Source organism: Gracilibacillus caseinilyticus (genome assembly GCF_022919115.1).
GTDB classification, from domain to species: Bacteria; Bacillota; Bacilli; order Bacillales; family Amphibacillaceae; genus Gracilibacillus; species Gracilibacillus caseinilyticus.
Window position 1 is genome coordinate 1060335 of record NZ_CP095072.1, and the last position, 22945, is coordinate 1083279.

The 22945-nt window shown below is 35.0% G+C and carries 20 protein-coding genes, 1 tRNA gene and 2 pseudogenes; 5 read left to right on the top strand and 18 right to left on the bottom strand.

The window, feature by feature from the left end:
- Positions 1–36: 36 nt before the first annotated feature.
- From ftsH to spoIIE, 6 genes are all read right to left on the bottom strand, one after another.
- Entirely contained in the window at positions 37–2010 is a 1974-nt protein-coding gene (gene ftsH, locus MUN88_RS05245) for an ATP-dependent zinc metalloprotease FtsH (RefSeq protein WP_244721723.1), read from the bottom strand.
- A 98-nt stretch (positions 2011–2108) separates the two neighbouring features.
- On the bottom strand, positions 2109–2654 hold the full coding sequence (hpt, locus tag MUN88_RS05250) for a hypoxanthine phosphoribosyltransferase (RefSeq protein WP_244721726.1): 546 nt from the start codon (positions 2652–2654) through the stop codon (positions 2109–2111).
- Positions 2655–2665: 11 nt separating this feature from the next.
- On the bottom strand, positions 2666–4072 hold the full coding sequence (gene tilS / locus MUN88_RS05255; RefSeq protein ID WP_244721729.1) for a tRNA lysidine(34) synthetase TilS: 1407 nt from the start codon (positions 4070–4072) through the stop codon (positions 2666–2668).
- A 66-nt stretch (positions 4073–4138) separates the two neighbouring features.
- The gene (prkT, locus tag MUN88_RS05260) at positions 4139–5083 is read right to left on the bottom strand and encodes a serine/threonine protein kinase PrkT (protein WP_244721730.1); all 945 of its coding nucleotides are present in this window, start codon (positions 5081–5083) and stop codon (positions 4139–4141) included.
- The gene (locus MUN88_RS05265; RefSeq protein WP_244721732.1) at positions 5055–5789 is read right to left on the bottom strand and encodes a vWA domain-containing protein; all 735 of its coding nucleotides are present in this window, start codon (positions 5787–5789) and stop codon (positions 5055–5057) included. Before MUN88_RS05265 ends, prkT begins: the two co-directional genes overlap by 29 nt.
- Positions 5790–5875: 86 nt before the next feature.
- Positions 5876–8329 carry a stage II sporulation protein E gene (gene spoIIE, locus MUN88_RS05270; RefSeq protein ID WP_244721734.1) on the bottom strand — a complete coding sequence of 818 codons (2454 nt, stop codon included), beginning with the start codon at positions 8327–8329 and terminating at the stop codon, positions 5876–5878.
- Between the two features lie 298 nt (positions 8330–8627).
- Here spoIIE and MUN88_RS05275 point away from each other — a divergent pair.
- From MUN88_RS05275 to MUN88_RS05280, 3 genes and pseudogenes are all read left to right on the top strand, one after another.
- Positions 8628–8701 (top strand) — tRNA-Met (locus MUN88_RS05275).
- 813 nt (positions 8702–9514) lie between these two features.
- A pseudogene (locus tag MUN88_RS21940) lies at positions 9515–9688 on the top strand (IS4 family transposase); the annotation flags it as partial.
- Positions 9689–10889: 1201 nt separating this feature from the next.
- Positions 10890–11303, top strand: a complete 414-nt coding sequence (locus MUN88_RS05280; protein WP_244721737.1) for a hypothetical protein — start codon at positions 10890–10892, stop codon at positions 11301–11303.
- A gap of 894 nt (positions 11304–12197) precedes the next feature.
- On the opposite strand, the gene MUN88_RS05285 is transcribed toward MUN88_RS05280, so the two are convergent.
- From MUN88_RS05285 to MUN88_RS21635, 6 genes are all read right to left on the bottom strand, one after another.
- Positions 12198–13220 carry a BtrH N-terminal domain-containing protein gene (locus MUN88_RS05285; RefSeq protein ID WP_244721740.1) on the bottom strand — a complete coding sequence of 341 codons (1023 nt, stop codon included), beginning with the start codon at positions 13218–13220 and terminating at the stop codon, positions 12198–12200.
- Positions 13183–14835 carry an ABC transporter transmembrane domain-containing protein gene (locus MUN88_RS05290; protein ID WP_244721743.1) on the bottom strand — a complete coding sequence of 551 codons (1653 nt, stop codon included), beginning with the start codon at positions 14833–14835 and terminating at the stop codon, positions 13183–13185. Before MUN88_RS05290 ends, MUN88_RS05285 begins: the two co-directional genes overlap by 38 nt.
- Positions 14832–15641: a SagB/ThcOx family dehydrogenase gene (locus MUN88_RS05295; protein WP_244721752.1), complete on the bottom strand. Its 810-nt coding sequence runs from the start codon at positions 15639–15641 to the stop codon at positions 14832–14834. Before MUN88_RS05295 ends, MUN88_RS05290 begins: the two co-directional genes overlap by 4 nt.
- A 271-nt stretch (positions 15642–15912) precedes the next feature.
- Complete coding sequence (locus MUN88_RS05300) at positions 15913–17187, bottom strand: YcaO-like family protein (RefSeq protein WP_244721755.1); 1275 nt, start codon at positions 17185–17187, stop codon at positions 15913–15915.
- A complete protein-coding gene (locus tag MUN88_RS05305) occupies positions 17184–18134 on the bottom strand; it encodes a hypothetical protein (protein ID WP_244721757.1) in 951 nt (316 codons plus the stop codon). Before MUN88_RS05305 ends, MUN88_RS05300 begins: the two co-directional genes overlap by 4 nt.
- A 139-nt stretch (positions 18135–18273) precedes the next feature.
- Positions 18274–18399: a hypothetical protein gene (locus MUN88_RS21635; RefSeq protein ID WP_256463978.1), complete on the bottom strand. Its 126-nt coding sequence runs from the start codon at positions 18397–18399 to the stop codon at positions 18274–18276.
- A gap of 488 nt (positions 18400–18887) precedes the next feature.
- Here MUN88_RS21635 and MUN88_RS05310 point away from each other — a divergent pair, with 488 nt between their 5' ends.
- Entirely contained in the window at positions 18888–19325 is a 438-nt protein-coding gene (locus MUN88_RS05310) for a recombinase family protein (RefSeq protein ID WP_244724335.1), read from the top strand.
- Here the strand turns inward: MUN88_RS05310 and MUN88_RS05315 are convergent.
- The gene (locus MUN88_RS05315) at positions 19292–19927 is read right to left on the bottom strand and encodes an IS4 family transposase (protein ID WP_244721759.1); all 636 of its coding nucleotides are present in this window, start codon (positions 19925–19927) and stop codon (positions 19292–19294) included. The two genes, MUN88_RS05310 and MUN88_RS05315, sit on opposite strands and share 34 nt — an antisense overlap.
- Positions 19928–20384: 457 nt before the next feature.
- Here MUN88_RS05315 and MUN88_RS21945 point away from each other — a divergent pair.
- A pseudogene (locus MUN88_RS21945) lies at positions 20385–20489 on the top strand (IS110 family transposase); the annotation flags it as partial.
- Positions 20490–20863: 374 nt separating this feature from the next.
- Here MUN88_RS21945 and MUN88_RS05325 read toward each other — a convergent pair.
- The 5 genes from MUN88_RS05325 to MUN88_RS05345 form a co-directional block, all read right to left on the bottom strand.
- Positions 20864–21274, bottom strand: a complete 411-nt coding sequence (locus MUN88_RS05325; protein WP_244721763.1) for a S1 domain-containing RNA-binding protein — start codon at positions 21272–21274, stop codon at positions 20864–20866.
- A 74-nt stretch (positions 21275–21348) separates the two neighbouring features.
- Positions 21349–21726, bottom strand: coding sequence for an FtsB family cell division protein (locus MUN88_RS05330; RefSeq protein ID WP_244721774.1), 378 nt, complete (start codon positions 21724–21726; stop codon positions 21349–21351).
- A gap of 25 nt (positions 21727–21751) precedes the next feature.
- On the bottom strand, positions 21752–22315 hold the full coding sequence (gene yabQ, locus MUN88_RS05335) for a spore cortex biosynthesis protein YabQ (RefSeq protein WP_244721778.1): 564 nt from the start codon (positions 22313–22315) through the stop codon (positions 21752–21754).
- Positions 22312–22611, bottom strand: coding sequence for a sporulation protein YabP (gene yabP, locus MUN88_RS05340; protein ID WP_244721780.1), 300 nt, complete (start codon positions 22609–22611; stop codon positions 22312–22314). Before yabP ends, yabQ begins: the two co-directional genes overlap by 4 nt.
- Before the next feature lie 70 nt (positions 22612–22681).
- Positions 22682–22945: an RNA-binding S4 domain-containing protein gene (locus tag MUN88_RS05345; RefSeq protein WP_244721783.1), complete on the bottom strand. Its 264-nt coding sequence runs from the start codon at positions 22943–22945 to the stop codon at positions 22682–22684.

Sequence of the window (22945 nt, forward strand, 5' to 3'; positions counted from 1 at the left end):
GCAGTTCCTTATTAAGCAAGGAACTGCTTTTTTAACTTATTGTTTATCTTTGCCATCTGAAGAATTATCTTCATCTGTATTATCTTCTGTCTTCGATTGAATATTCACTCGTACATCAGAAGATTTTTCTTCTTTTTGCTCAGATGCTTCCGATTTTGTTTCCTTACCATCTTGTTCAGAAACAACCGGGTCAGGAAGTACTCCATCTTCAAATAATGATTTGATTTGGCTAGCATCCAAGGTTTCGATTTCTAGTAATGTTTGTGCCACAAGTTCTAATTTATCGCGATTTTCGGTAAGAATTTGTTTAGCACGCTCATAGCATGTTTGGATAAACTGTTGGACCTCTTGATCAATTTCATAAGCAATTGCATCACTGTAATTCTGTTCGTTTTGCATGTCGCGACCTAAGAAAACTTGACCATTGCTGTTACCGAACTGTAAAGGTCCAATCTTATCACTCATACCATATTCCATTACCATTTTTCGCGCAATTCCAGTAGCTCGTTGGAAATCGTTATGTGCACCTGTACTCACTTCACCAAAGATGATTTCCTCTGCTACACGACCACCTAGTAAACCGGTAATCTTATCGAACAATTCTGGTTTCGTCATGAAATAGCGATCTTCACGAGGTAACATAACGGCATAGCCACCAGCTTGACCACGAGGTACAATCGTTACCTTGTGAACCATATCAGCATCGTCTAATACCATACCGATAATTGTATGTCCACTTTCGTGGTATGCCACAATATTACGTTCTTTCTTAGAGATAACTCTGCTTTTCTTAGCAGGACCGGCAATAACACGATCAATGGCTTCATCGACGTCTTCCATGCCGATTTTCTCTTTATCATGTCGTGCAGCAACAAGCGCTGCTTCATTAAGTAAATTCTCCAAGTCCGCACCAGAAAAACCTGGTGTACGCATGGCAATCGTTTTTAATTCCACGTCGTCCGCTAATGGTTTGTTACGCGCATGAACTGCCAAGACATCTTGGCGGCCTTTTAAGTCTGGACGGTCAACCGTAATCTGACGGTCAAAACGACCTGGACGTAACAATGCCGGGTCTAATATATCTGGTCTGTTTGTTGCAGCAATAATAATGATTCCTTCGTTCTCACCGAAACCATCCATTTCCACCAGTAATTGGTTTAAGGTTTGTTCACGTTCATCATGTCCACCACCAACACCAGCGCCACGCTGACGACCTACTGCATCGATCTCATCGATAAAAATAATACAAGGAGCATTCTTTTTGGCGTTCTCAAACAAATCACGCACACGTGATGCACCAACACCGACAAACATTTCAACGAAGTCCGAACCACTGATAGAGAAGAACGGCACACCCGCTTCACCGGCAACTGCTCTAGCTAACAACGTCTTACCAGTACCAGGAGGTCCTACTAATAAAACCCCTTTTGGAATTTTTGCACCGATGGTAGCAAACTTACGTGGATCCTTCAAGAAGTCCACAACTTCTACTAATTCTTGCTTTTCCTCATCCGCTCCGGCTACGTCGCGGAAACGAACTTTTTTCTTTTCTTCATTGTACATTTTCGCCTTACTTTTACCAAAGTTCATAACACGGCTTCCGCCACCTTGAGCTTGGTTGAGTAAGAAGAAAAACAAAATAAATATGATAACAAATGGAATCATGGTTGTTAGGAAGGTAACCCATCCACTTGGCTGTTCCTCTTCGTAGACGTTTAATATCCCTTGATCTGAGGCTGTGTTTGTTACGTTCTCCACAATTGCAGGGCTGTCTGGGATATTCGAAATAAAGGCTTGACTATCTTCCTTCAGCTCCCCTTGAACTCGCATAACACCATTCGAAGGGCGCATTTCCATTTCTGCTATCTGATTATTCTCTAGCGCTTCATAAAATTCACTAACTTTTAACTCTTCAGCCTGATTGTTTTGGCTGCTGAATACTGAAATGATCGCAATCACTGCTAAAAAGATTACGAAATAAAGTATTACATTACGTATAATCCGATTCATTGCCTACCTCCTCCCGACACGAGAAAACTATAGTAAATAGTATCATATTGAAAGACTTTGTGACAACTAATTACAACTGAGCGTTGTCTGCAACTCATTTATTCTGTTCCACCATATACTTCTGGCTTTAATATTCCGATATAAGGAAGATTACGATACTTTTCCTGGTAATCCAATCCGTAACCAACAACAAATTCATTCGGCACTTCAAAACCGATAATATCCGCTTTAATATCAGCTGTTCTTCCTTCCGGCTTATCTAAAAGCGTCACGATTTTGATCGATCTTGCTTTTCGGTATTTAAACAGATCTACTAAATAACTTAAAGTCAGTCCGCTATCAATAATATCTTCAATAATTAGAATGTCTCGTCCTTCTACTTTTGTATCTAAATCTTTGACAATCTTTACTTCTCCAGAAGAACGCATTTCATTTCCATAACTTGAAACATCCATGAAGTCCATCTCAAGGTGGGTATCGATAGCTCTTAATATATCAGACATAAAAGGTAAAGCTCCTTTTAGAACGCCGATAGCTAAAGGGAATCTTCCTTGATATTCTTCCGTTAATTGTTTTCCAAGCTGTTTGCACTTTTCCTGAATTTGCTCTTCTGAAATTAAAACTTGCTTAATTTCATTATGCATCTTGTTGCCTCCTACTTAATTAGACTGCAATATGTTAATTCAACATACTTGCTTTGCTTATTTGCTTTTGGTATTTCTGCTTTCTTCAGACCTGCAATCCAAAGCAATGATCCATCTGCCCCGATGATGATTGGCCAACGGTCTCTTTGATAAGCTGGAATCTTTTCATCAATAAAAATATCTTTCACTTTCTTTCGACCATTTAAACCTCTTACCTTCATACGATCACCATCTTGTCTCGTACGAATCTGAAGTGGAAATAACGCCTCACACTCAGTTGGTATATGTAAAATATGACGATCTTCAACGGTCGCATCTACCCTTACCGACGCCTTTAAAGTGGCACCATCAGGTAGTATACAGCTACCCGGAATTTGTATAACAGGAGGTTGTTCATATTGATGATCATCCTGCAATAAGAAGCGAAAGCGCAACTCTTGATAACTTTTGATCACTTGTAATGATCGAGGAAAATCAAGGCTCACGTTGCTTTTTTTATGATGTAGCAAAGAGAAAAAATCTTTCTCATGTTGGAATGCAAGATCTTTCGGTATCTCTGAATAGAGATAATTTAATATTAGATGAAAGGCTCTCCTTTGTAAAGCTATCGGATACGCAAGAAAAAAATCTATAGTAAAAAATACCCCATTCTTCTCAAAACTAACAACTTCTTTCAACATTTTATCCGCTTCATGCACAAGGTATTCCTGATCTTCTGAAATACGCTCCGTCAATTGTTGTACATGCTGATGAATGTGTTCATTTTGTTGTTTCATATACGGTAAGACATACTTGCGAAAGAAATTGCGTGTGTATGCCGTAGAATGGTTTGAAGGGTCTTCTCTCGGAGTAATACCGCGGTCTTCACATTGCTGATAGATTTCCGCTTTCGATAAACATAAAAATGGTCGAATGATATACCCTGTCGCAAACCTTCTTTTTACGGGTATGCCAGCTAGAGAAGCCGGATTTGTCTGACGGGCCAGTTTCATCATAACAGTCTCTACCTGATCGTCACCATGATGTGCTAACGCCAGATAATCTGCTCCAATCTCCTCCATCACTTCTTGAAAAGCCTGATAACGCAAGATCCGAGCTGCTTCTTGTGTACCTTCTTTATGAGAAATCTTCCTGCCATTTACATCTACTTGTTTCGCAATAAAAGGGATATCCCATTCCTTACAAATACGTTCTACATACTGCACATCTTGTATCGATTCTTCACCACGCAAACCATGATTGATCGACATCGCAACCAAATTCAATCCCCATTCACGCTGCCACTCGTTCATACAATGAAGTAATAACAGGGAATCGGCGCCACCTGACACACCGACTAATACAGTTGCTTCGTTATGTATTAGCTGATGCCTCTTGATAAAAGGGATTACTTTATCGTCAAGGCGAATCTTATTCAATCACCACCACCCCATCCAAACTCTTTTACATTATTTTAACATAATATGATTCATAAAACTGTTATATCACATAAATAATGTGACATAAAGATAACAAATACCTCCAACAGTTAAAATACTGCCGATTTCTAAAAAAGGATAATAGGTTTCTTCCGAAGATTTGGATCGGCTTCTTCTGCCACCATGAACTTGCTTCGTTCTACGACTGGCGAAATACGTTAACAAATAATTTTTAACTTGCTCCGCTTCTTGCATGGATCCGTTCGTCATCATCATCAACAGTTTTCGCAATGGTTCGATATCAACGGCTTGATGAATTTTTTGCTGTAATGTTTTCTTAGGGTTATTTCCTTTTGTAAAACCGTTTGGATAATAGACCCTCAGAACAACCATCGCTAACGCAAATAAATCATAGCCTGGATCTGCTTTACGTGTGCCACATTGCCAGTATGCCCTGTCGTAAAATTCAGTATATTCTTTTATTGCTCTTCCTTGCAAAGTTGTTCCGCCAACATCTACCCACCGTAATTGAACTGGTTTACGAGAGACAATCAGATTCTCAATCTTTAAATCGCCGAATACATAGCCTTGTTTATGCAACACATGTAAATCCTTCGTAAAGCCAATTAGTAATGAAATGAGCCATTCGTGCCCATTACGTCTGAGGAAATCGTGTACGGATTCTCCCGAAATATACTCCATGACATAAAATGAATAAGTATAACTATTAGTTGCCTGATAATCGTCTACATCTATTAAACAAGGCCCAAGGTGGTAACCTTGAACCGATTGAAAAGATTTGAGTACGTTGACCTCAGAACTGATCGAAGTGCTTTGCTTGCTAATTTTTAATGCCACCTGTTTATTTTCATGGACACAAAGATAAACAGCACCAATCGCACCACTTCCAAGCTTTTTCACAACGTGATATTGCTGATGATGCCATTTACCTTTGATGACTTGACCTTTTCTTAAAGCAATATCAGGCTTCTTCGATGTTTGAGTAATCATCGTCCATAAATCTCCTTCTCAGCGTCTTCTTGCCAAATTGATACATGGCGTCTTTTAATGCAGGACCTGTTGGAGTAATCCCCCCACTTGATATTTTAGCAAAGATGGATGAAATGGAATCTAACCTCGATGTCCAATCTACTAATGGATGGATCGGTTTCTTCCTTCCCGGGAACTGATAAACAGCAAAACGACTTCGCCCAATCCGCGCATTCATACTGATCGATAAATCTATCAGTGCTTCTTGCACCGTCGGTAATTTATTCGTCATACTGGCACTGGTGTCCACTAAAACGAGAACTTCGAGATCACAAGTTTCTCCTAATTCATCCACCACTTCCATCACTTCGCCCCGTTGTTCAGGCGGCAATTCTTCCATCGTTTTTTCGCTACCCAGTATTTGTTTAAGCTCTTTATTAACAACACCTTGCAACGTTTCGGTCATCGCCTGTTTGGTAACGGTCTGCACAGTCTGCGCCAAAGCATCCTGATAAACGATCTGACTGACACCTTGTCCATTGCTTGCGATATCTTCTACTTCACTTAATCCTTCTGGCTGCTCGGTATGATCATCTTCTAAAATTCCAATGACATTAACGGTAATGCCCTGCTCTGCTACTAAACTGGCAACAAGTGCCGGATCTTCACCTTGATTAGAACAACCGTCTGTGATTAATAGAATTTGTTTAAGAGTGCCTGTTTTCATCACTTTATCCTCCTATTATTGGTAACTATTTATCCTTCAGTTTCGCCAATAACAAGATGGATTATACCTGTCCTTTCTCTATCATTTTAACTAATATACTCTCTTTCAAAATTACCGAATGACCGTATCGGTGCCCATTGTGGCTGGTTATCTTTAATTTCTGCAACGAGAACAGTCATATCATCGTCAATTTCACCACTCTGTGTTCGAATCACTTCTTCTAATAATAAATCTGCAATGGCTTGTGGCTCTTTCGTATCTATATCAAGCAATTTTCGTTTCAACCATAAATCGACATTTTCGATATCTTTTGGACCTTCAAAGATACCATCGCTCATCATAATTAAGAAATCCCCCGCCTTTAACTGTGTACTTACAACTTCAACATCCATTTCTTTAATGATACCGATCGGCAGATTACTAGCCTCGACCGTTTCCACCGCGTCATTTCTCAATATAAAACTAGGGGTCGATCCTACTTTAAGAAATTGAACAACTGCCTTGTGCAGATCAATCATTGCCAAATCAAGGGTTGCGTAGATTTCTTCATTAGTCCGTAATGCAAGAATCGAATTGATGGATTTAATCGCGACCTGTTCATGCAAACCTGATTCTAAAATTTGTTGTAACAACCGTAATGTTTCTGTACTCTCTTCATGCGCCCGGTCACCATTCCCCATTCCATCACTAATGGCCAATGCATATTTGCCAGCACCAAGGTCCATCGATTTGTAACAATCCCCCGAAACTAAACCTCCACCTTTCGCTGCGTGTGCCACGCCTGTTTGAATGACATATTTTCTAGCTGATCCAAACGTAAAGAAACTATGCCCCCTTGCTAAAGGAGAAAGATCTTCTGTTACCACAATTATCGTTTCATTCAGAATATCTGATAATATTGGTGCAATCAGCTTAGCTGCTTCCCCGTGGTATTCCTGAAAAGTTATCACCATTTCAATGTCGGTGTTGCCCTTTTCTAAACTGTAAATATCTAATTTCTCTAGCTCGATACCAATATGCTTGAGGGCTGCAACAATTTCGATTTCCTGTTGTTCATGGTTCTCCTTTTCCTTAAGGATTTCATTAGCGAAATTCTCCATTACTTCTGAAACACCTTGCAGTTGATCTGCTACGAAACGACGACTCTCCAGTACTTGCTTCTTTAATTGTTTATTCGCCTGAAAAAAGGACAACTCTTGTTGCATGGTATCTATTACCTTACGGGATTTAATACAATGATTTTCAAATTGACGATTGGTAATATTGTTGAGTTGTTCGTCTGTTTCTAACTGGTCCTTCACGTCTCTCATTAATTGATATGTTTTATCAAATTGCTGCACCCAGCATGTTTCTTTCTTAAAGCATGTCTGACAGGTTTTTTCCGTGACATTACTTAAGTAATAGTCGACTTCTAAATCTTGTTCCTGCCACTGACTGGATTCTGTCTGAAAGCTGCGGGATAATGCTTTAAATACATTGGAGAAGCGCTCGACACGATGTGCAGTTACATTGCGGACCTTCTGTAAATATTGCTCCTGTTCCTGGGTGTGCTCAACCGTCCCAGGTATGTACCTGGCAATCTGCTTAATGAATTTGTTGGGAGTCAACATAAATAGTACGATCGCAAAAGCTGATTCCATCATGGCTACCGTTAAATAAGAAAAAGATTCTCCATATAAACTGATTAATAACGTACTAATCAATAGACCTAGACTGACCGCTAATTTTCTCCCTTCTTTCAACAATCCGCCCAAAAGACCAGAAAAAGCTAACAAACTCATTTGATACATGTTCGCGATATTAGCGAGACTTAATATTAACCCTGCAACTACCCCCACTGTAGATCCTATCGCCGCTCCACCTATCAGTGAAAGAATCAAGACTAAATATCGCGCCAATATTTGTTCCATTTGTGCTCCATATATTTGAACTCCCATAACACCGGTAAGAATGGAAGCTAACAAAATGATAAAACAAACAATTTCTTCATTTTTTAATATCGGTTTGTATCGTTTTGGTGATAATAACGGAATACTCTGCATAAAGATAAGTAACAGCACTGCTGCAAGTACACCTTCCACCAAAGCAATCATCCATTCTAAATACGTAAGCTTTGTCGTCATAGCGAAGAGACTGATTCGTGGAATGCTTGCCGCTAAGAATACAAAGACCGGCAGTATCCTTTCGACCATTTTTGATTGGTACATAAAGAGAGAGAATACAATTAATAATGCTACTGATAGAAAGATATAGAAGCTGTGTGACAGGCCGTATGTAACTGCCCCTAATAGTGAAAAAGTGATCACGGGTAGTACCTTATCACGACGCAAAAACCATACAGATGCTACGAAAGCAATTACAAATGGGGAGAGTGTCGACAAGATGACAGCTCGTCCAAGTAAAAAACCGATGATGCAAATTAATAATCCTTTCTCGAACATTAAGGTTGTCAATTGTTTTGCAAACTTCTTTCGCCAATTGGAGGCCATGGATTGACCCGAAAAAAAAGATTTTGGTTTATTCTCCGTATATGTGTTCATTCTATCACTCCTCTGCACATATTAAATCACACCTCGTTTTGAAATTTTGTCAAAACAAGGAAGATGCCGTTCTAAAAAGTTCGACGCCATTCTTATAATATTGGGCAATCCGACATTTTCTCCCTTCCATCACCCATTAATTACTTCATTTTTATGACAGACCTTGTTGATAGAGAACAATAAACATCGAGAACTTTATGTTCTATTATAAATTTTCAATTAGTTGTTGACAGATAACTAAAGCTGTTGTATTATATTCTTTGTGTCTTTCAAAAGAAGGACAGGCAATTTCATCTATGGCGGTGTAGCTCAGCTGGCTAGAGCGTACGGTTCATACCCGTGAGGTCGTGGGTTCGATTCCCTCCGCCGCTATCAACTAAAAAAAGAGATTTGGTCAATGACCAAGTCTCTTTTTTGCATCTATTCTGATAATATGGATTATGTTAAGTAGAGCTGTATTATATTTGGCTATTTTGAAATGTAGTATATGTGTAGCAAAGCTTCGGAAATGTGCTCCGCGTCCTGTGGGGCACGGCTTCAGCTAACTTAGGAAAGAAAATTCTTTTCTTTCCTAAGTGGATCTTCAGCTCGCGCTAATCCCACGGGAGTCTCCGCATATTTCCTACGCTTAAATGAAGTTCTACAACGTTAGCCACAGTTAATAGCAGTGGTGCTTTTCATTATGATCAAGTTGGAAACATTACTAGACACTTATAAATACCAATCACTATACTCTCTCTTACATTCGTTGTAGAGTCTAAACTTTAGCGTAGGCCAACCACGGAGACTCCTGCAGGAACAGCGCGAGCTTGAGAAGTGTTCTTCTTCACAAAGTTAGCTGAAGCCGTGCACGCCGGACGCGGAGTGATTGGCCGGAGCGATATACTTGCACATAACATATTTCAAAATGGCCATATCGATAAATTGTCTAGCTAGTTAACATAATCCATATTATAGGTAGTTATATAAAATTTAAATCAATTAGGACCGGGCGGGTTATGGCCGGTTTTTCTTATAACTCAACTTTCGCAGCTAGAAAAAAGCACTCAATATAACTAGCTGTAAAGCTTATTACTGTTCAAATATGGTCATTGACAATCAAATTAGGTATAAAAAAACACCTCAACATTTGGTATTGTGTAATTGTCGAAAAAACACAACCAATACAGAAGAGGTGTCTCCTATATGATAGCGAATAATGACCTAAATAAGCAACTGCCAAATGCATTAAAATCAATATTTAAAGAATTAGCATTATTTAAACATCTTAGATAAGCTGGTATTACAAAGTCTGTTGGCTTTACTTGTGCCTATCTTTTTCATTTGATTTTTTGTTTGATCTTTGAAAATAAGAACTGGTTGTGTTTTGCAAAGCAGATTGTTAGAAGATTGCAATCAGAAAGTGAAAATGTTACAACTTGACACGGAGCCTCTGTGAGCATGAATGATTAGCCAAGATGCCAGCTATATAAAGGCTTGGCTAACTTACAAGGGTATCATGCTCACTTCTCCGTATAAAGTTGCAACGCCTTAATCCCATTGCAATATTCATAACTTTTACTTTGCATTAAACACCTGATTTATTTTCAAACAAAATTTCTCACTGTATATCCAATGGTTTTATGGTAATATATAGGTATTACTACAATTTTTATAATATAAAAGGAGTCATACAAATGTCTTTTCTGTTTTTTTTAATTTTTTATTTTTTTTTAATTCCTTTTTGTACCCTCTTACATGAAATTGGCCATGGAATAGGTTTTATTCTTTCAGCTAAGGATGGTATTGTAAGAATTTATCTAGGAAACCGGGAGTCTTCCAACGAGGAGAATTTTAAGATTGGAAGAATGCATTTTCATTTATTATGGGGATTTGCAGGTTACTGCACATATCACAGAAAGAATGGCAAATTAAGAAGATGGCAATTGGTTATTTTTATGTTATCCGGCCCTATAATGTCTCTACTCCTATCAATTATCTTGGCTGTCATCTACATATACATGGAATTATATTCTTCTATAAATGGTCTCGTAATAGGTACAGCTACATATTGTTTTATTCAGTTCTTTTTCACAATAATTCCTATTAAATATCCTTTTTGGTTTCAGGGTTACAAGGGACTACAGTCTGATGGATATCAAGTTCTACGCTTGTTCAAAAAATAAATATCCAATAATCATGGCCCTAAAAAACCATTTATTATTGAATTTTTAACAAATATTTGATTACGGATCCGGATGCTCCCTCAACTATTGATTACGACCACTGAAATGCACCATCTCTGCCACCTTTTTTATCACCTAGTGACAAAGAATGTACCAGTAAATGCCGCGAGTTTACCAGTCCATACCTTTGTATAATTAATGGGTACACCTACGGGTGTGACATTTATTATATGGAGGTATTTTTATGATTCATTTTCAAAAGATATTGAAATTGCATGATGAGGGTATTAGTCTTAGGTGCATTGCCGCAAATACTAGTAACTATCGTCAAAAAGTAACAGAGGTCATCCGTTTAGCTTAAAAGAAAGGATTAATGTTGTCCGTTAGACGATGAAATGACAGATCAATTGATTGAGAAGTTTCTCTTTCCAGAAAAGACCTTGGAAGGTTCAGGCCGACATCCACTGAACTTCGATTATATTCATGAAGAATTGGCAAAGCCGAATGTGACGCTTTCCCTTCTCCACCATGAATACGAAGATGAGTGTCGTACAAATCAGAAGATCCCTTACTCGTATCGCAGTTTTCTATGTCATTACAGTAAGTGCGCAGACAAGTACAAAGCCACTTTAAGTATCTGTAGAAAACCTGGTGAAATTATGGATGTTAATTGGGCATCTACATCCTTTATTATCGATAGAGATACTGGGGAGAAAGTAAAGGCGTACGTTTTCGTTGCGACATTGCCGTGCTGTCAATTATCGTATGCAGAAGTACAACCTTATCGATGGATTTACATGCATGGATAATCGCACACAAACGTGCGTATAAGTATTTTGGTGGCACTACACAAATTATCGCTTAAAGCGAGCGTCACGATGCATACTACACGTGAGTTAGTGTTAAACCCTAAATATAAGTAGAAGGCAGATTACCATCATACTGTAGTCATGCCTAGGCGGGGGGTTCACGCCAAAAGATTATTCCGAAGTTATTATTATCCCAAATTACGACTGTTATTGTTGATAATAACAGCCACGAATTTCATTATCTTCGGTATAACCATCGATAGATGGGTATGCTATTTCAAACCACAATGTTTTAATATCATATCCTCATTATCTTCCCAAACTGGGACCTCACTAGTTGAGTTGCTATCCATTTTTGCTGCTTTTTCAAGGGCATCCCTTATTCATGGTAATATCGGCTGAAGCATAGATGCTCGTTGTTGTAGAACTTTGATGTCCAAGGAAATCTTTTACATAAGAAAGCAGGACACCACTCAGCCACACTCAAGTTACTCGTTTTCCAGGTATCATACCGCGCTTTCCATTCTATTCTTTTGTCTACTAAAGTCATCGCATAACCTCCCGAATAATTTCTAAGAAGATTATCGCACGTGAGGCATATTTTTAAAATGTGGGAACTATTTGACGCTTACCTTTAGAAATTTGTACAATTTAGTGTTGACATACCCTCCCTGGCACAGCCAGGGGTTTTCAAAAACATAAAAAACCCTACAGTTTATAAACTAGTAATTTGTAGGATTTTATGGGGAAACATGTTGGCAATGTGGTACATTCAGTAGCGGAAAATGGCAAAAATCGAAAATGATTGCAAAAATCACTTGATGGTCGTGATCAATATTCATATATTTTAGCAATAGGATATTTTAATCTATTAATAGTTTAAATAAATTAGTCCTAATTTAGAAGTTGTCTATCGACATCTAAGGAAGTAGCTTCAAATAGTTCCTTCCACATTTGTCTCTCTAATTCACAAATAAATAATAAAATATCTTTTAATTCATAAAGGTATTTAGTTTCTCCCCTTCTTGCTGCCAAAAAGAAGTATCTACTCATAACCTTATAATGTTTTTCTAAACTTTCTATAGAGTTAATTGAAACTTTTAATTCCTTCCCTAATATACTTCTTGCTTGCAATAAAAAATCATGATACATTTTTCTAAAACCCAAACCACCAGTTCCTATTTTCTCCATGGACTGGTATATTTGTAGGCAAAGGTTCCTCCAATTAGGTAAATCTTTAAAATAAATTACCTCTTGTGCCAAACAATTAATCGCATTTACTCCTCTTTTATTAGAGGGTGATAGCATTGATTTAGCATTTGCATTTATCCCATTTATTACAAGCTGCTTTATATCTAGGTTTAAAATAAAGCTCTTATCAATCGTAAAAGGCATCCATTGAAATGATTTTTGAAACGGCGGTTTTTTATTTTCAATAGCTTGTATTAATTCATTATATTGAAGTTCGAATAAATGATCACTGATATAATCTGATACATATAATATTTTCTTGTTATCGTTATAACCCACAACGCTAATAGTATGCCCTGCAAAATTACTTCTTTCAGCGTTGTAAAATGGCAGATAAAAAATATCTGTGAGGAAGAAAATAGGAGTGTCGTTTTCTATATACTCCTTAATGGCTCCCCATTCAACTACGCATCCCTCTCTCCAATAAAGATGGTGTCCTATCGTTTTAGTAAAACTTGTTTCTAACATAGGGGTTCTTCCTGATACGATACGTGAAAAGCCAAAAGTAGGGTATTTAGCATATATAAAATCTAAACCAGATGATATACCAAAGATAAGAGTTTCGTTAACATCTTTCCCAAAAAGTCTAACTGCTTCTGTAATACATGTAGAAGAACAGTGACTTCCTTTAATAGGTTTGAAATTTTTTATTATTTTCTGCCCCATAAACCATACCTCCTATTCTGAATTTTGATAAATCTAGAACATTATCTGACTCTAATATAAAACTTAAATCATGAGTAATTATAATAATAGTTATTTCACTACTTAGTTTTCTGAGTGAGTTAAAAATATAGTTTGAGGTTTCAATATCTAAATTTGAAAAAGACTCATCTAAAATTAATACCTCTGGCTTCAGACATAAAGATAAATACAGGGATACCAATTGTCTTTTTCCACCAGATAGTTTTGATATATCAGAAACTTCTCCGATACTTAATTGAATATAGTCCCTAAGAAACTTCATTATACTATTATAGCTTTCACTTTCAGACTTTATATCATAATCTAGATGATCCCTTACTGAGTCACTAATAAACTGGCTTTGTTGAAAATTGATCGATACCTTTTCACGTAATCTGTTAACTGAAATTGAGTTTACATCCTGATCATCTATAAATATTTTTCCATCATCTACGGGTATGATTCTATTAAAGGACTTTATAAGAGTCGACTTACCTAAGCCATTTTCTCCTATAATAAAATTTAATTTATGCCTAGAAAATGTAAAAGTAATATCCTCCGTTAATTTAGTTTCTTTTAAGTTCAAAGATAATCTATTCAAGATAACGTTACCAGTCTTAAATTCCGGTTCGTCACCTCTAGGTTCATCTAATAAATTAAATATCAAACTTAATCGATTCATCGAAATTTTTTTTTCCTTATAAACAATCAAAAGTTGTAATATGCTGTTTATAGGTCCAAAAAATTTAAAAGAGTACAAATAAAAAGCTACAAAAGTACCAATACTCATTGAACCATTAATTATTCCTTTAGCTCCAAAGAAAATTAATAATATTATTAACGAAAATTGAACTATGCTATTTATAAATTTTAATCCACCATCAAACAAACCTCTTTTCTCTGCCCAAATACGAAGTGAATTTGAACTATTAATATATTGTTTTACATAGTTACTTTGGGATTTAAATCTTTTTATGTACTCTAGATTTTCATGAATCAAATAAATAGTTTTAGTAAGCATATCTTTATTATTTAAAAATTCTTTACTAATTCTAGTAATAACTCTCCCAGAGACAGAATATATTATAAAATATAGTGGAAAGAAAGCAAGATAAACCATTGAAAGAGTAATATTTATATTTAATAAAATTATTAATAATACAACAAATGTTATCACCTCAACAAACATTTTTATAAATACATTATTAATAATTATTTGACAATTAGCTACATCACCTATGATAGATTGTACATAAAAACCATTAGACTTTTTTGTTAAGTTCAAACTAGTAGAATTTAAAATTTTATTAATCAAGTCTTTTCTTAATGAGAAATTTGTCTTTATTATCAATCTGTTATTTACATATATAACCAAACATTCCAATAAAGCATAGAGTATCATTATTATTATAAGAAAAATGATTGAATAATTAAGATACGTTATATCTTTTCTGGGAATTATATTATCTATAACAAACTTTAAAATTAAAGGAAGACTAATTACAGATAAAGATTTCATAGCTAATAAAAACAAGTATACTATAACCAAATATTTTTGTTTTCTAAAATAATAAAGTAAAATGCTTTTAGATTTCATTTGTTATTTTCACCATAATAGTAATTATTCTCCTCCATATCAAATTGACTACCTAAACTTTCTTGTTCAATTCCAAATAGATGTACTAATATAGCTTCTTCAAAATCTTCATTTAATAATAATAGTTCATTTAATTTATTATCATAAAAACCAGCCAGTGCTCTACATGAAATTTTTTCAGCTGTACTAGTCAAGTAAAGATTTTGAGAAATATGTCCACAGTCAAGCAAGGCAAGTCTATATCCTCTCTCTCCATATTTTTCACAACTATGAAGAAAATTCGAAACACTTACTGTTATAAATGAACATTTCTCAACCTCATTTTTGTAAGGTCTTGCTATACAATTACTAATTTTATCTCTAAAGTCCCCAATATATAACAACCCTAGTTTGTTTTCTTCAGGAATATATATATATATTCCTTTTTCTAGTTCAGACACATTAAATATAAATATATATATATATATAGGAAACCTCGCTCCACCTGAAGGAACACTTCTTAGTTTTTCATTTTCTTTTGTTATCCCGTAAGAATTAGTTAATATTGATTTCAATTTCTCATATGCGATTACTGAACGAACCTCAAAAGATCTAGAAGTTCTTCTTTTTCGGAGTGTTTGATAAAAATCTATTTCATCCAATAGATTAGTTGATTGGAAAAAGTCATACTCCTTGATACATTTGAACTTAGGACGTTCAGTAAGAATTGGATAATTCTTTATATATTCTTCTTGATGTGTTCTAGGAAATAATTTTGAATTTTCATGAAAATATCTAGAATTAAAAAGGCTTTTCTTTAGATCCACCTTAGATTCCTCCTTTTAAATTTCTAAATGCATAAAACACTCAAACACAATTCTTTTGTTCTATTGTTTAAGTTTTTTATTTTATTTCCACTTTCTTTTAAAATTTACTATCCAAATCAATATGATAATTTTAAAAAGATTATTGTTTAATTATATATTGATTTATAATGTGAAAAGATGCTATAACTTTGTTAATTTTAAATTTCTACTAATTGTTGTCATATATCAATAATTCTCAGTAATCCTCATGTTTACTTACTAAACAATCCTCCTAAGGAAATGGATGGGGAGATAGATTAAAATTATCACTGTTATAAGAGTAATTCATGGAAGCTGGTACCGAATTCAATCTAGCACACTTTAACAATGGAAATTTACAATCTAGATTAGCTAATTCTGGTATAACAGTTTTAACTACATGGATTCCTGTATTCTTTACATCCTTTGTTGTTAAATCTATACTATAAATAGATAAACCTAAATTTTTCATATATAATATTAAATCCTCTTTACTTAACTCCTCATACTCATTAGGATTAAAATCTTTCACTTTTCCATTTTCTAAAAATTCTAAATTCTCACTTCCATATCCTAAGGCATAATAAATAGGATGATCTTGAATAGAATTAATTTCACTCAAATCATTAAAGTTAGGGGCACTTAACTTACCATCTGAGCACTTAATACCGTAAAAATGATAGCAACCTAATGCTTCTTCAATAGCTCCTTTTAGAGCCTTTATCTGATTAGTATCACAGTTCGTTCCAATAGATATATGTGGAACATGTTTCTCATTTTTTATCAATACTAAATATGTAGGTACTGGAATATTATTAGTAACATCAAAAATTTGAACATTCAATCCTAATTGGTAACAAATTTTTAATGTGTTCTGTATTTCATATTCCTCTATACTCTCATTTTTAATACGTGGAAAAGATATTTCTTTCAACCACATTATTATGGAAGCATCTCTTTCTATGCATTCAAAAATACCAGAAAACAAAGCTTCGATTTTTGTTGGCCCAGCTGCAAGTCCTGTAGAAATTGCTTCTCTTATATTCATTGAATCTTTTGAAATCTTTGGTGGCATAAATACTAACTCGGCAGGTACCCATAAGTTTTGTTCTTTTAAAACATCGAATCCCTCTACCCAATATAGTTTCTTTTTACTACGAACATTATCAAAAATATTATAGGGTTCATCATATTGCCAGTCTTCATATCTAGTGATTGTTTCTAATAATAATTTACATGAATTGAGTTCCTCATCTGACTTATATATTATTTTGTGATTTTCTGTAATTGCACAACAATATCTTTCAATTGCTTCTCCTACCGCTGACTTAATTGCCTTATCTTTTGAATATAAACTGAATCCCGAGCCATTGGTAACCATAGGAATAAGCATTTCACCTTTAATATTCTTAACATCATTTCTCGAAGCAATATAAATATGTAAAGGGAACTCACCCTTGAAATTTTGTTGCTTTTCAATTTTTTGAATAATTCCATAATCCTCATCGACTAATAAATTTAAATTCATATAGTCACACCTTCTTGCTCTGTTATTCCTTTTTTATTACATTTACAATAAGGCAATATAGGAATCTGAGAAATTTTTGTAGAAATATCCATCATTGAAAGCTTAAGCTCTTTCCCTACTATATTGGATTGGTAATTTATACTGAAAAATTTAAATATTTGGTCTTCTAAAAATCCGCACATCCCATAAAAAAGCCCAGGTATATACTTGACTTCATTCTTTCTATCGTTCTGATTCACACCATACCTTTGCATTTTTGTGAATTTCTCCTGATTTAATGAATCTAAGTTTGAGTATTTTCTAGTTAATAGACATTCATAACAACAAGTTTCATTATGAATAAATATGGGGCCAATTCTAGTTAGAGTATCATCTAAAATGACTCTTAACATTGGTGCATCAAGTTCCGCTGATAATTTTTCTGCTTTATAAAAAAGTGAAGTATTTTCAAAAGTATCGATTGCTATTATTAAATCAATTTCACTTAAACAATCATTATGTAAGTTCTCGTTAAACAATATGTTCTGATTATAAAAGTCCAACGTATTACACAACATTGCTGCAAGATCATCTTGTCCCATAAATAGTATATTTAAAGAGTATCCAGTAGAAATATCCATAATTTTATCGTCAGATTGCATTTTTTGTTCAAAGAACCTTGATATAGGCAAAAAATGATCACAATTATGAGTTTTATATTGATTTATATTATTAAATAAAAGATCATATTTTTCTAAGAAATTTATTAACCTAGTAATATAATACTCAGATTGATTTAATTGCTTTGATATATCAATAATTGTGAATTTTCCATTACATAATTCTAATACACCATAAATGTCATAAATTGATTCTCCAGTTAATTTCAATGAGTTTTTAGCTTTTATTTCTAATTGTTTTCCATTGATAGAATAATATATGAAGTCTTTTAATTTAGGTTTATACATTTCAAAATATTCCCTCCTACTTTGGTTATTTTTTACTTTTAGTATCATAAAAGATTAGACTTTTGAATTAAGCACTAAAAACTATCTTATTTGGAAAAGTGGACAGAATTGAACTGTCCACTTTTGAGCTGTATTAAAATTAATTATTGTCTGAGCAATCTACATAACTACAGCTTCCTCCACAGCCACCACCTGTGCCTCCGTTGTTTTCATGCGCGAAAGTACCAATTTCTTCTTCCACAGTAACATCAATCTCTTTTTCCATGGTATTCACCTCCATATTTTGCATTTTATGTATTTCATATGATGTATCTAACATTATATACAATTAATCCCTTAATATCTACAATTTTTAACAATTTTTTTTGTTTTCGTTCGACATAATACTATAAAAGAATTATTAATTTCTTTTATTTGTAATAAATAACAGTCTTTACACTTATGTCCCCTTGTGGATTTGTACTCCATATCTTCACGAACCTCAATGTATGTTGTTTCACCCATTTAAAAAACGTTTCGATCATCAAATGATAACAGTATAAACCCATAAGTATACCTGATGGATTTTATAGTTTCAGACTAGTAAATAGAGCTTTTTCTGAAGTTGTGCTTGTTGATGAATAAATTTGGAATTAGGTTGTTAGAGTCACTAGATATAACTTAAAAAGAGGATTCGATTATTAACATACTGATCGAATCCTCTTAAAATGTGTTAATTCAAAAAAATTTCTTAAGTACATTCGTAAAAAGGATATTGTTGTCTTTGCTGAGTTAGATCGATTAGGTAGAAATAAAGATGACATTGATCGTGAATGGAATGAATTTATAAAACGTGGGATTGACATTGTTGTACTGGATATGCCGATATTAGATACAACTAAGTACCAAGATGATTTAGGAAAGCTATTAATGAATATGGCAAAAGATTTGTTATCTTACATGGCTGAACAAGATCGAAAGCGCATTTTAGAAAGACAAAGACAAGGCATTGAAATTGCTAAAAAAGAAGGGAAATACAAGAGTTCAGAGAAGTTTTATCACCCTGACAGTCCTAACACGAATCATAGGGCTAAATATCACAGAATTATACAATTGCTGAATGAAGGAAAACCGATCACTCATATTGCGCAAGAAGTTGAAGTTAGTCGAAATACGGTTTATCGTATAATACAAGAAAATAAATATCCTTGATTTTTGTCTATATTTTTCAGGTGTTCCCCTGAAAAATAACCCAAGTCTCGTAGGACAAGGTCTCCTTTCTCAATGGTTTCTTCTAATTCACGTGCTGCTTCTTGATCACTGTCCATTAAATCATATAATAATGCATGCATAAATCTCCCTTGATACAGTTCATATTCCAATTGTATTTTGGTGCCATCTGGATAAGAAGAATCATGCTTAGGCGTGCTAATAGAGGTAGCATCCAATATACGTATGCGGGAAAATAAACGATCCAAATCGAATGGAATGCTCACCAGATTTTGTTGGGCAGCTAATTGAAAAAACATTTCTCTTAAAAAGACAACACTTTCCTTGGTAAAACGTTGGTCTAATGCTTGTTTCGACAATTGTGTGCCTGATGATAATCGCGACATGGCTGAACATAAGTCACGCAAACTACTCCCACCAACTGTTTGATTCAAAAACGCACTGATAATTAAAAATTCTTCCGCTTTTAATTTACCTTGTCGTTCAATGAAACCCGTTTTTCGCGCTAACTCCCGAATTTTTGATACAGATAACACTTTATGTATTGCTTCAACAAATGGCTGTATAACTTCCGTAAATGACATAGAAAGATCCCTCCATCTAGTATATTCCGTCCGTTAGAGTACAGCATTTTTCGTTTTTCGAAAACCATAATGCTTAGCTTGACGGCTATGGGGCACGGCTTCAGCTAACTTGGTAAAGAAAATTCTATTCTTTACCAAGTGGATCTTCAGCTCGCGCTGATTCCACGGGAGCAATCCTGTCAGATAAGTTTTTAACTACTTGCATAAAAAAGATCCTCCGATATGATTCAATTGCAACCAAACAAAACAATCATAAGGAGGACCTTATCATGAATAGTAATAGGAATCATAAATTAAATCAAGTTCAAGAATCTACCACTATGCCTGTGCTGTTGATGATCGCGGAAGAGAGTTGCGTAAGTCTTTCCCTATAAAACAGTCTCAAGAGGGATTTCTAACGTTTCAAGATTAACTATATAAGTTACTAGTACATCATCAGAAACAAGACATTCTTATCGGATTTGAGCCAACCGGACACTATTGGATGAACTTGGCTGCTTTTCTCACAGAGCATGATATTCGCTTTGTCATGGTGAACCCGATGCATGTTAATCGAAGGAGGGGATTTCCATCCATTTGGATGAAAAAACCTTTTATTCGTTCTATTGTTGTCTTTTTATTTATGTGGTGTTAAAAAAGCCAGAGTTTTTCAGTGGCCTCTACAGTTAGCTTCAGCCGTGCCCCGCAGGACGAAGTGGTTGGCTGGAGCGGTATCCTAGCACATGAATCCTTTCAAAATCACCACTAAACATAAAGCGGTTAGTTTACATAATCCATATTATCGGAACTAAACCATTCATTTTCACCTTGATCTACTGAAAGGAATTGCTTTCGTGGCATATGAAAAAACTACCGACGGAACATCGGTAGTTTTTTAGAAAATATATAGTTACGAGGCACATCCGTCTTCTCTACTTATTCATAGACAGCAAGTATTTACCCTTTTCTCGCCCCTCGTCCTCCACGTTTTGATTCTGTATGCTTTTTAAGCGTAGCTAAGCGATCCTCAGAATCTTTTAAGAAACGATTCATTTTTTGTTCGAATGATTCGCCTCTATCGCGGTTATTTTTTGGATTGCCTTGGTGTTTACGACGATTGGATGGGGCTGGATTATCCTTCGCCTTTTTAATTGACAAACCAATCTTTCCATCATCTTCTACATTAAGAACTTTAACTGTGACTTCATCGCCAACAGATAAATGCTCATTAATGTCTTTTACATAATTATCGGCAACTTCACTAATGTGAACCAAACCAGTCTTACCTCCTGGTAATTCAATGAATGCTCCAAAATTAGTGATACCAGTTACCTTTCCCTGCAACTTGCTGCCTACTTCGATTGACATAAAAAAATTGCTCCTCCTTAAAATTTAAAAAAAATATCCTACACTTATATTATAGCCATGCACGTAAAACGGTGTCAATAAGATGGATCTTCTTCAGGCAATTTAAAGACAATCTCACCTTCTTCTGTAAAGAAATAATTCGTTTTGGCTATTTGTAATAAATATTCTTCATCATTTAATAATTCGATCTCTTCTTGCAGTTTCTTTTCTTTTGTTTGCATTGTTGTTAATTCGTCTGAAAGATCCGTATATTCCTGCTTCATATCATGGTACGTTGTACGCTGGTTAATATGATAGGTTGTTAAGAAAATCATAGTAATGGCCATTACTGCTCCAAATAACATCAACCTGCGATATAATTTCTTTTTTCTTCGAATTTGCCGCTTCTTTTGCGCATCATATTGTTCAATATATGCTTCGTTAATACGGGATACATTATTGCGTTTGGCCATACTATTCTGCCTCCTTTAGCAAGAATTAGTCTTTGTTTTTTATTTTACTATATATTTTATAAAAAGGATGTAGATATTTTTTCGCATTTTTCGGAAGAAGTTTCTCAATAAGAGAAAAAACCATCCGGAACGGCCATGCCAGTATGCTAAATATTCCTGCTAACATAAATACTATTGCTTGATAGAGCTTGGTCACACAAACGATCACGACAGATACAATAAAAACGAGAGGTTTCACCAATAAAATTTCTATGGTGCGATATATAAAATGATAAATTCGCTTAATTGCTCCGATGATAACGTCGAGAATGCGACTGAATAGCCCCTCAAACAAGCTTTTAAACATGGCATAACCACAAAGCACTGCCAAGAATATATAGAACCGCAGTATGCCTTCATTAACCCAAAACAAGACAAAATAGATGACCACTGCCTGAATCAGCCAAAATAACAGTTCAAGGACATACTTCCATATTATGCTCGAACGCCACAATTGTGCCGTTCGCTTGAAGGTATAGTAGCTTGCCCCTAAATACACGCCGGATAACACCATTGCTATCATGGTCAAAAATTGTGTGCTTAATGTCATTTGAATAGCTTGCTAAACAATCCTTTAGCTTTCTCCCCATGTTGCTCGTCCAAATAAGAAAGCTCATAAATCTTCCCTTTGATCGAAACATGACCAGATTCTACGTCGAGATTTTTCATCTGCAGGTTATCGCCGCGAATCACCAAATATCCCATTACCGTTTGCAAAAGAAATTCTTCACTGTCGAAGCTGTCTACTTCTTTTACACCGTCTATTTCTAATAGACGTCGATTGATCATTTTGACATTATGCTCCATTTGAGGTGCTGGCATTGATTTTTTGTCATAGTAATTCATCTAATATTCCCTCCCTTTATCCATCACTAATATATGAATAAAGGGACAAGTTTAGAACTATGCCAGTTAACTATTCTGCCTTAATATATTCTTCTTGCTTAATGGTATATAACTCACTAGCTTCGTCTTTTTTTACAGTTTCTTTTAAAGCGTCTATCTCGATTGTTAATAGTTTCTGACCAAATTGTATCTTCAGTTCATCGCCAACTGCGATATTAGTCGCCGCTTTTGCCTTGTTGCCATTGACAATAATTCTGCCTTGATCTGCTATTTCTTTCGCTAATGTGCGTCTCTTTATTAATCGAGAAACTTTTAAGAACTTATCCAATCGCAT

What these genes read in the sequence shown, in the direction of transcription:
- MUN88_RS05315 (WP_244721759.1), bottom strand. Translation starts at nt 19,927, where the DNA reads ATGTCATTTACGGAAGTTATACAGCCATTTGTTGAAGCAATACATAAA.
- ftsH (WP_244721723.1), bottom strand. Translation starts at nt 2,010, where the DNA reads ATGAATCGGATTATACGTAATGTAATACTTTATTTCGTAATCTTTTTA.
- MUN88_RS05280 (WP_244721737.1), top strand. Translation starts at nt 10,890, where the DNA reads ATGACAGATCAATTGATTGAGAAGTTTCTCTTTCCAGAAAAGACCTTG.
- hpt (WP_244721726.1), bottom strand. Translation starts at nt 2,654, where the DNA reads ATGCATAATGAAATTAAGCAAGTTTTAATTTCAGAAGAGCAAATTCAG.
- MUN88_RS05285 (WP_244721740.1), bottom strand. Translation starts at nt 13,220, where the DNA reads ATGGGGCAGAAAATAATAAAAAATTTCAAACCTATTAAAGGAAGTCAC.
- MUN88_RS05345 (WP_244721783.1), bottom strand. Translation starts at nt 22,945, where the DNA reads ATGCGATTGGATAAGTTCTTAAAAGTTTCTCGATTAATAAAGAGACGC.
- MUN88_RS05290 (WP_244721743.1), bottom strand. Translation starts at nt 14,835, where the DNA reads ATGAAATCTAAAAGCATTTTACTTTATTATTTTAGAAAACAAAAATAT.
- MUN88_RS05265 (WP_244721732.1), bottom strand. Translation starts at nt 5,789, where the DNA reads ATGAAAACAGGCACTCTTAAACAAATTCTATTAATCACAGACGGTTGT.
- spoIIE (WP_244721734.1), bottom strand. Translation starts at nt 8,329, where the DNA reads ATGAACACATATACGGAGAATAAACCAAAATCTTTTTTTTCGGGTCAA.
- MUN88_RS21635 (WP_256463978.1), bottom strand. Translation starts at nt 18,399, where the DNA reads ATGGAAAAAGAGATTGATGTTACTGTGGAAGAAGAAATTGGTACTTTC.
- yabP (WP_244721780.1), bottom strand. Translation starts at nt 22,611, where the DNA reads ATGAATTACTATGACAAAAAATCAATGCCAGCACCTCAAATGGAGCAT.
- prkT (WP_244721730.1), bottom strand. Translation starts at nt 5,083, where the DNA reads ATGATTACTCAAACATCGAAGAAGCCTGATATTGCTTTAAGAAAAGGT.
- yabQ (WP_244721778.1), bottom strand. Translation starts at nt 22,315, where the DNA reads ATGACATTAAGCACACAATTTTTGACCATGATAGCAATGGTGTTATCC.
- MUN88_RS05325 (WP_244721763.1), bottom strand. Translation starts at nt 21,274, where the DNA reads ATGTCAATCGAAGTAGGCAGCAAGTTGCAGGGAAAGGTAACTGGTATC.
- MUN88_RS05305 (WP_244721757.1), bottom strand. Translation starts at nt 18,134, where the DNA reads ATGTATAAACCTAAATTAAAAGACTTCATATATTATTCTATCAATGGA.
- MUN88_RS05300 (WP_244721755.1), bottom strand. Translation starts at nt 17,187, where the DNA reads ATGAATTTAAATTTATTAGTCGATGAGGATTATGGAATTATTCAAAAA.
- MUN88_RS05330 (WP_244721774.1), bottom strand. Translation starts at nt 21,726, where the DNA reads ATGGCCAAACGCAATAATGTATCCCGTATTAACGAAGCATATATTGAA.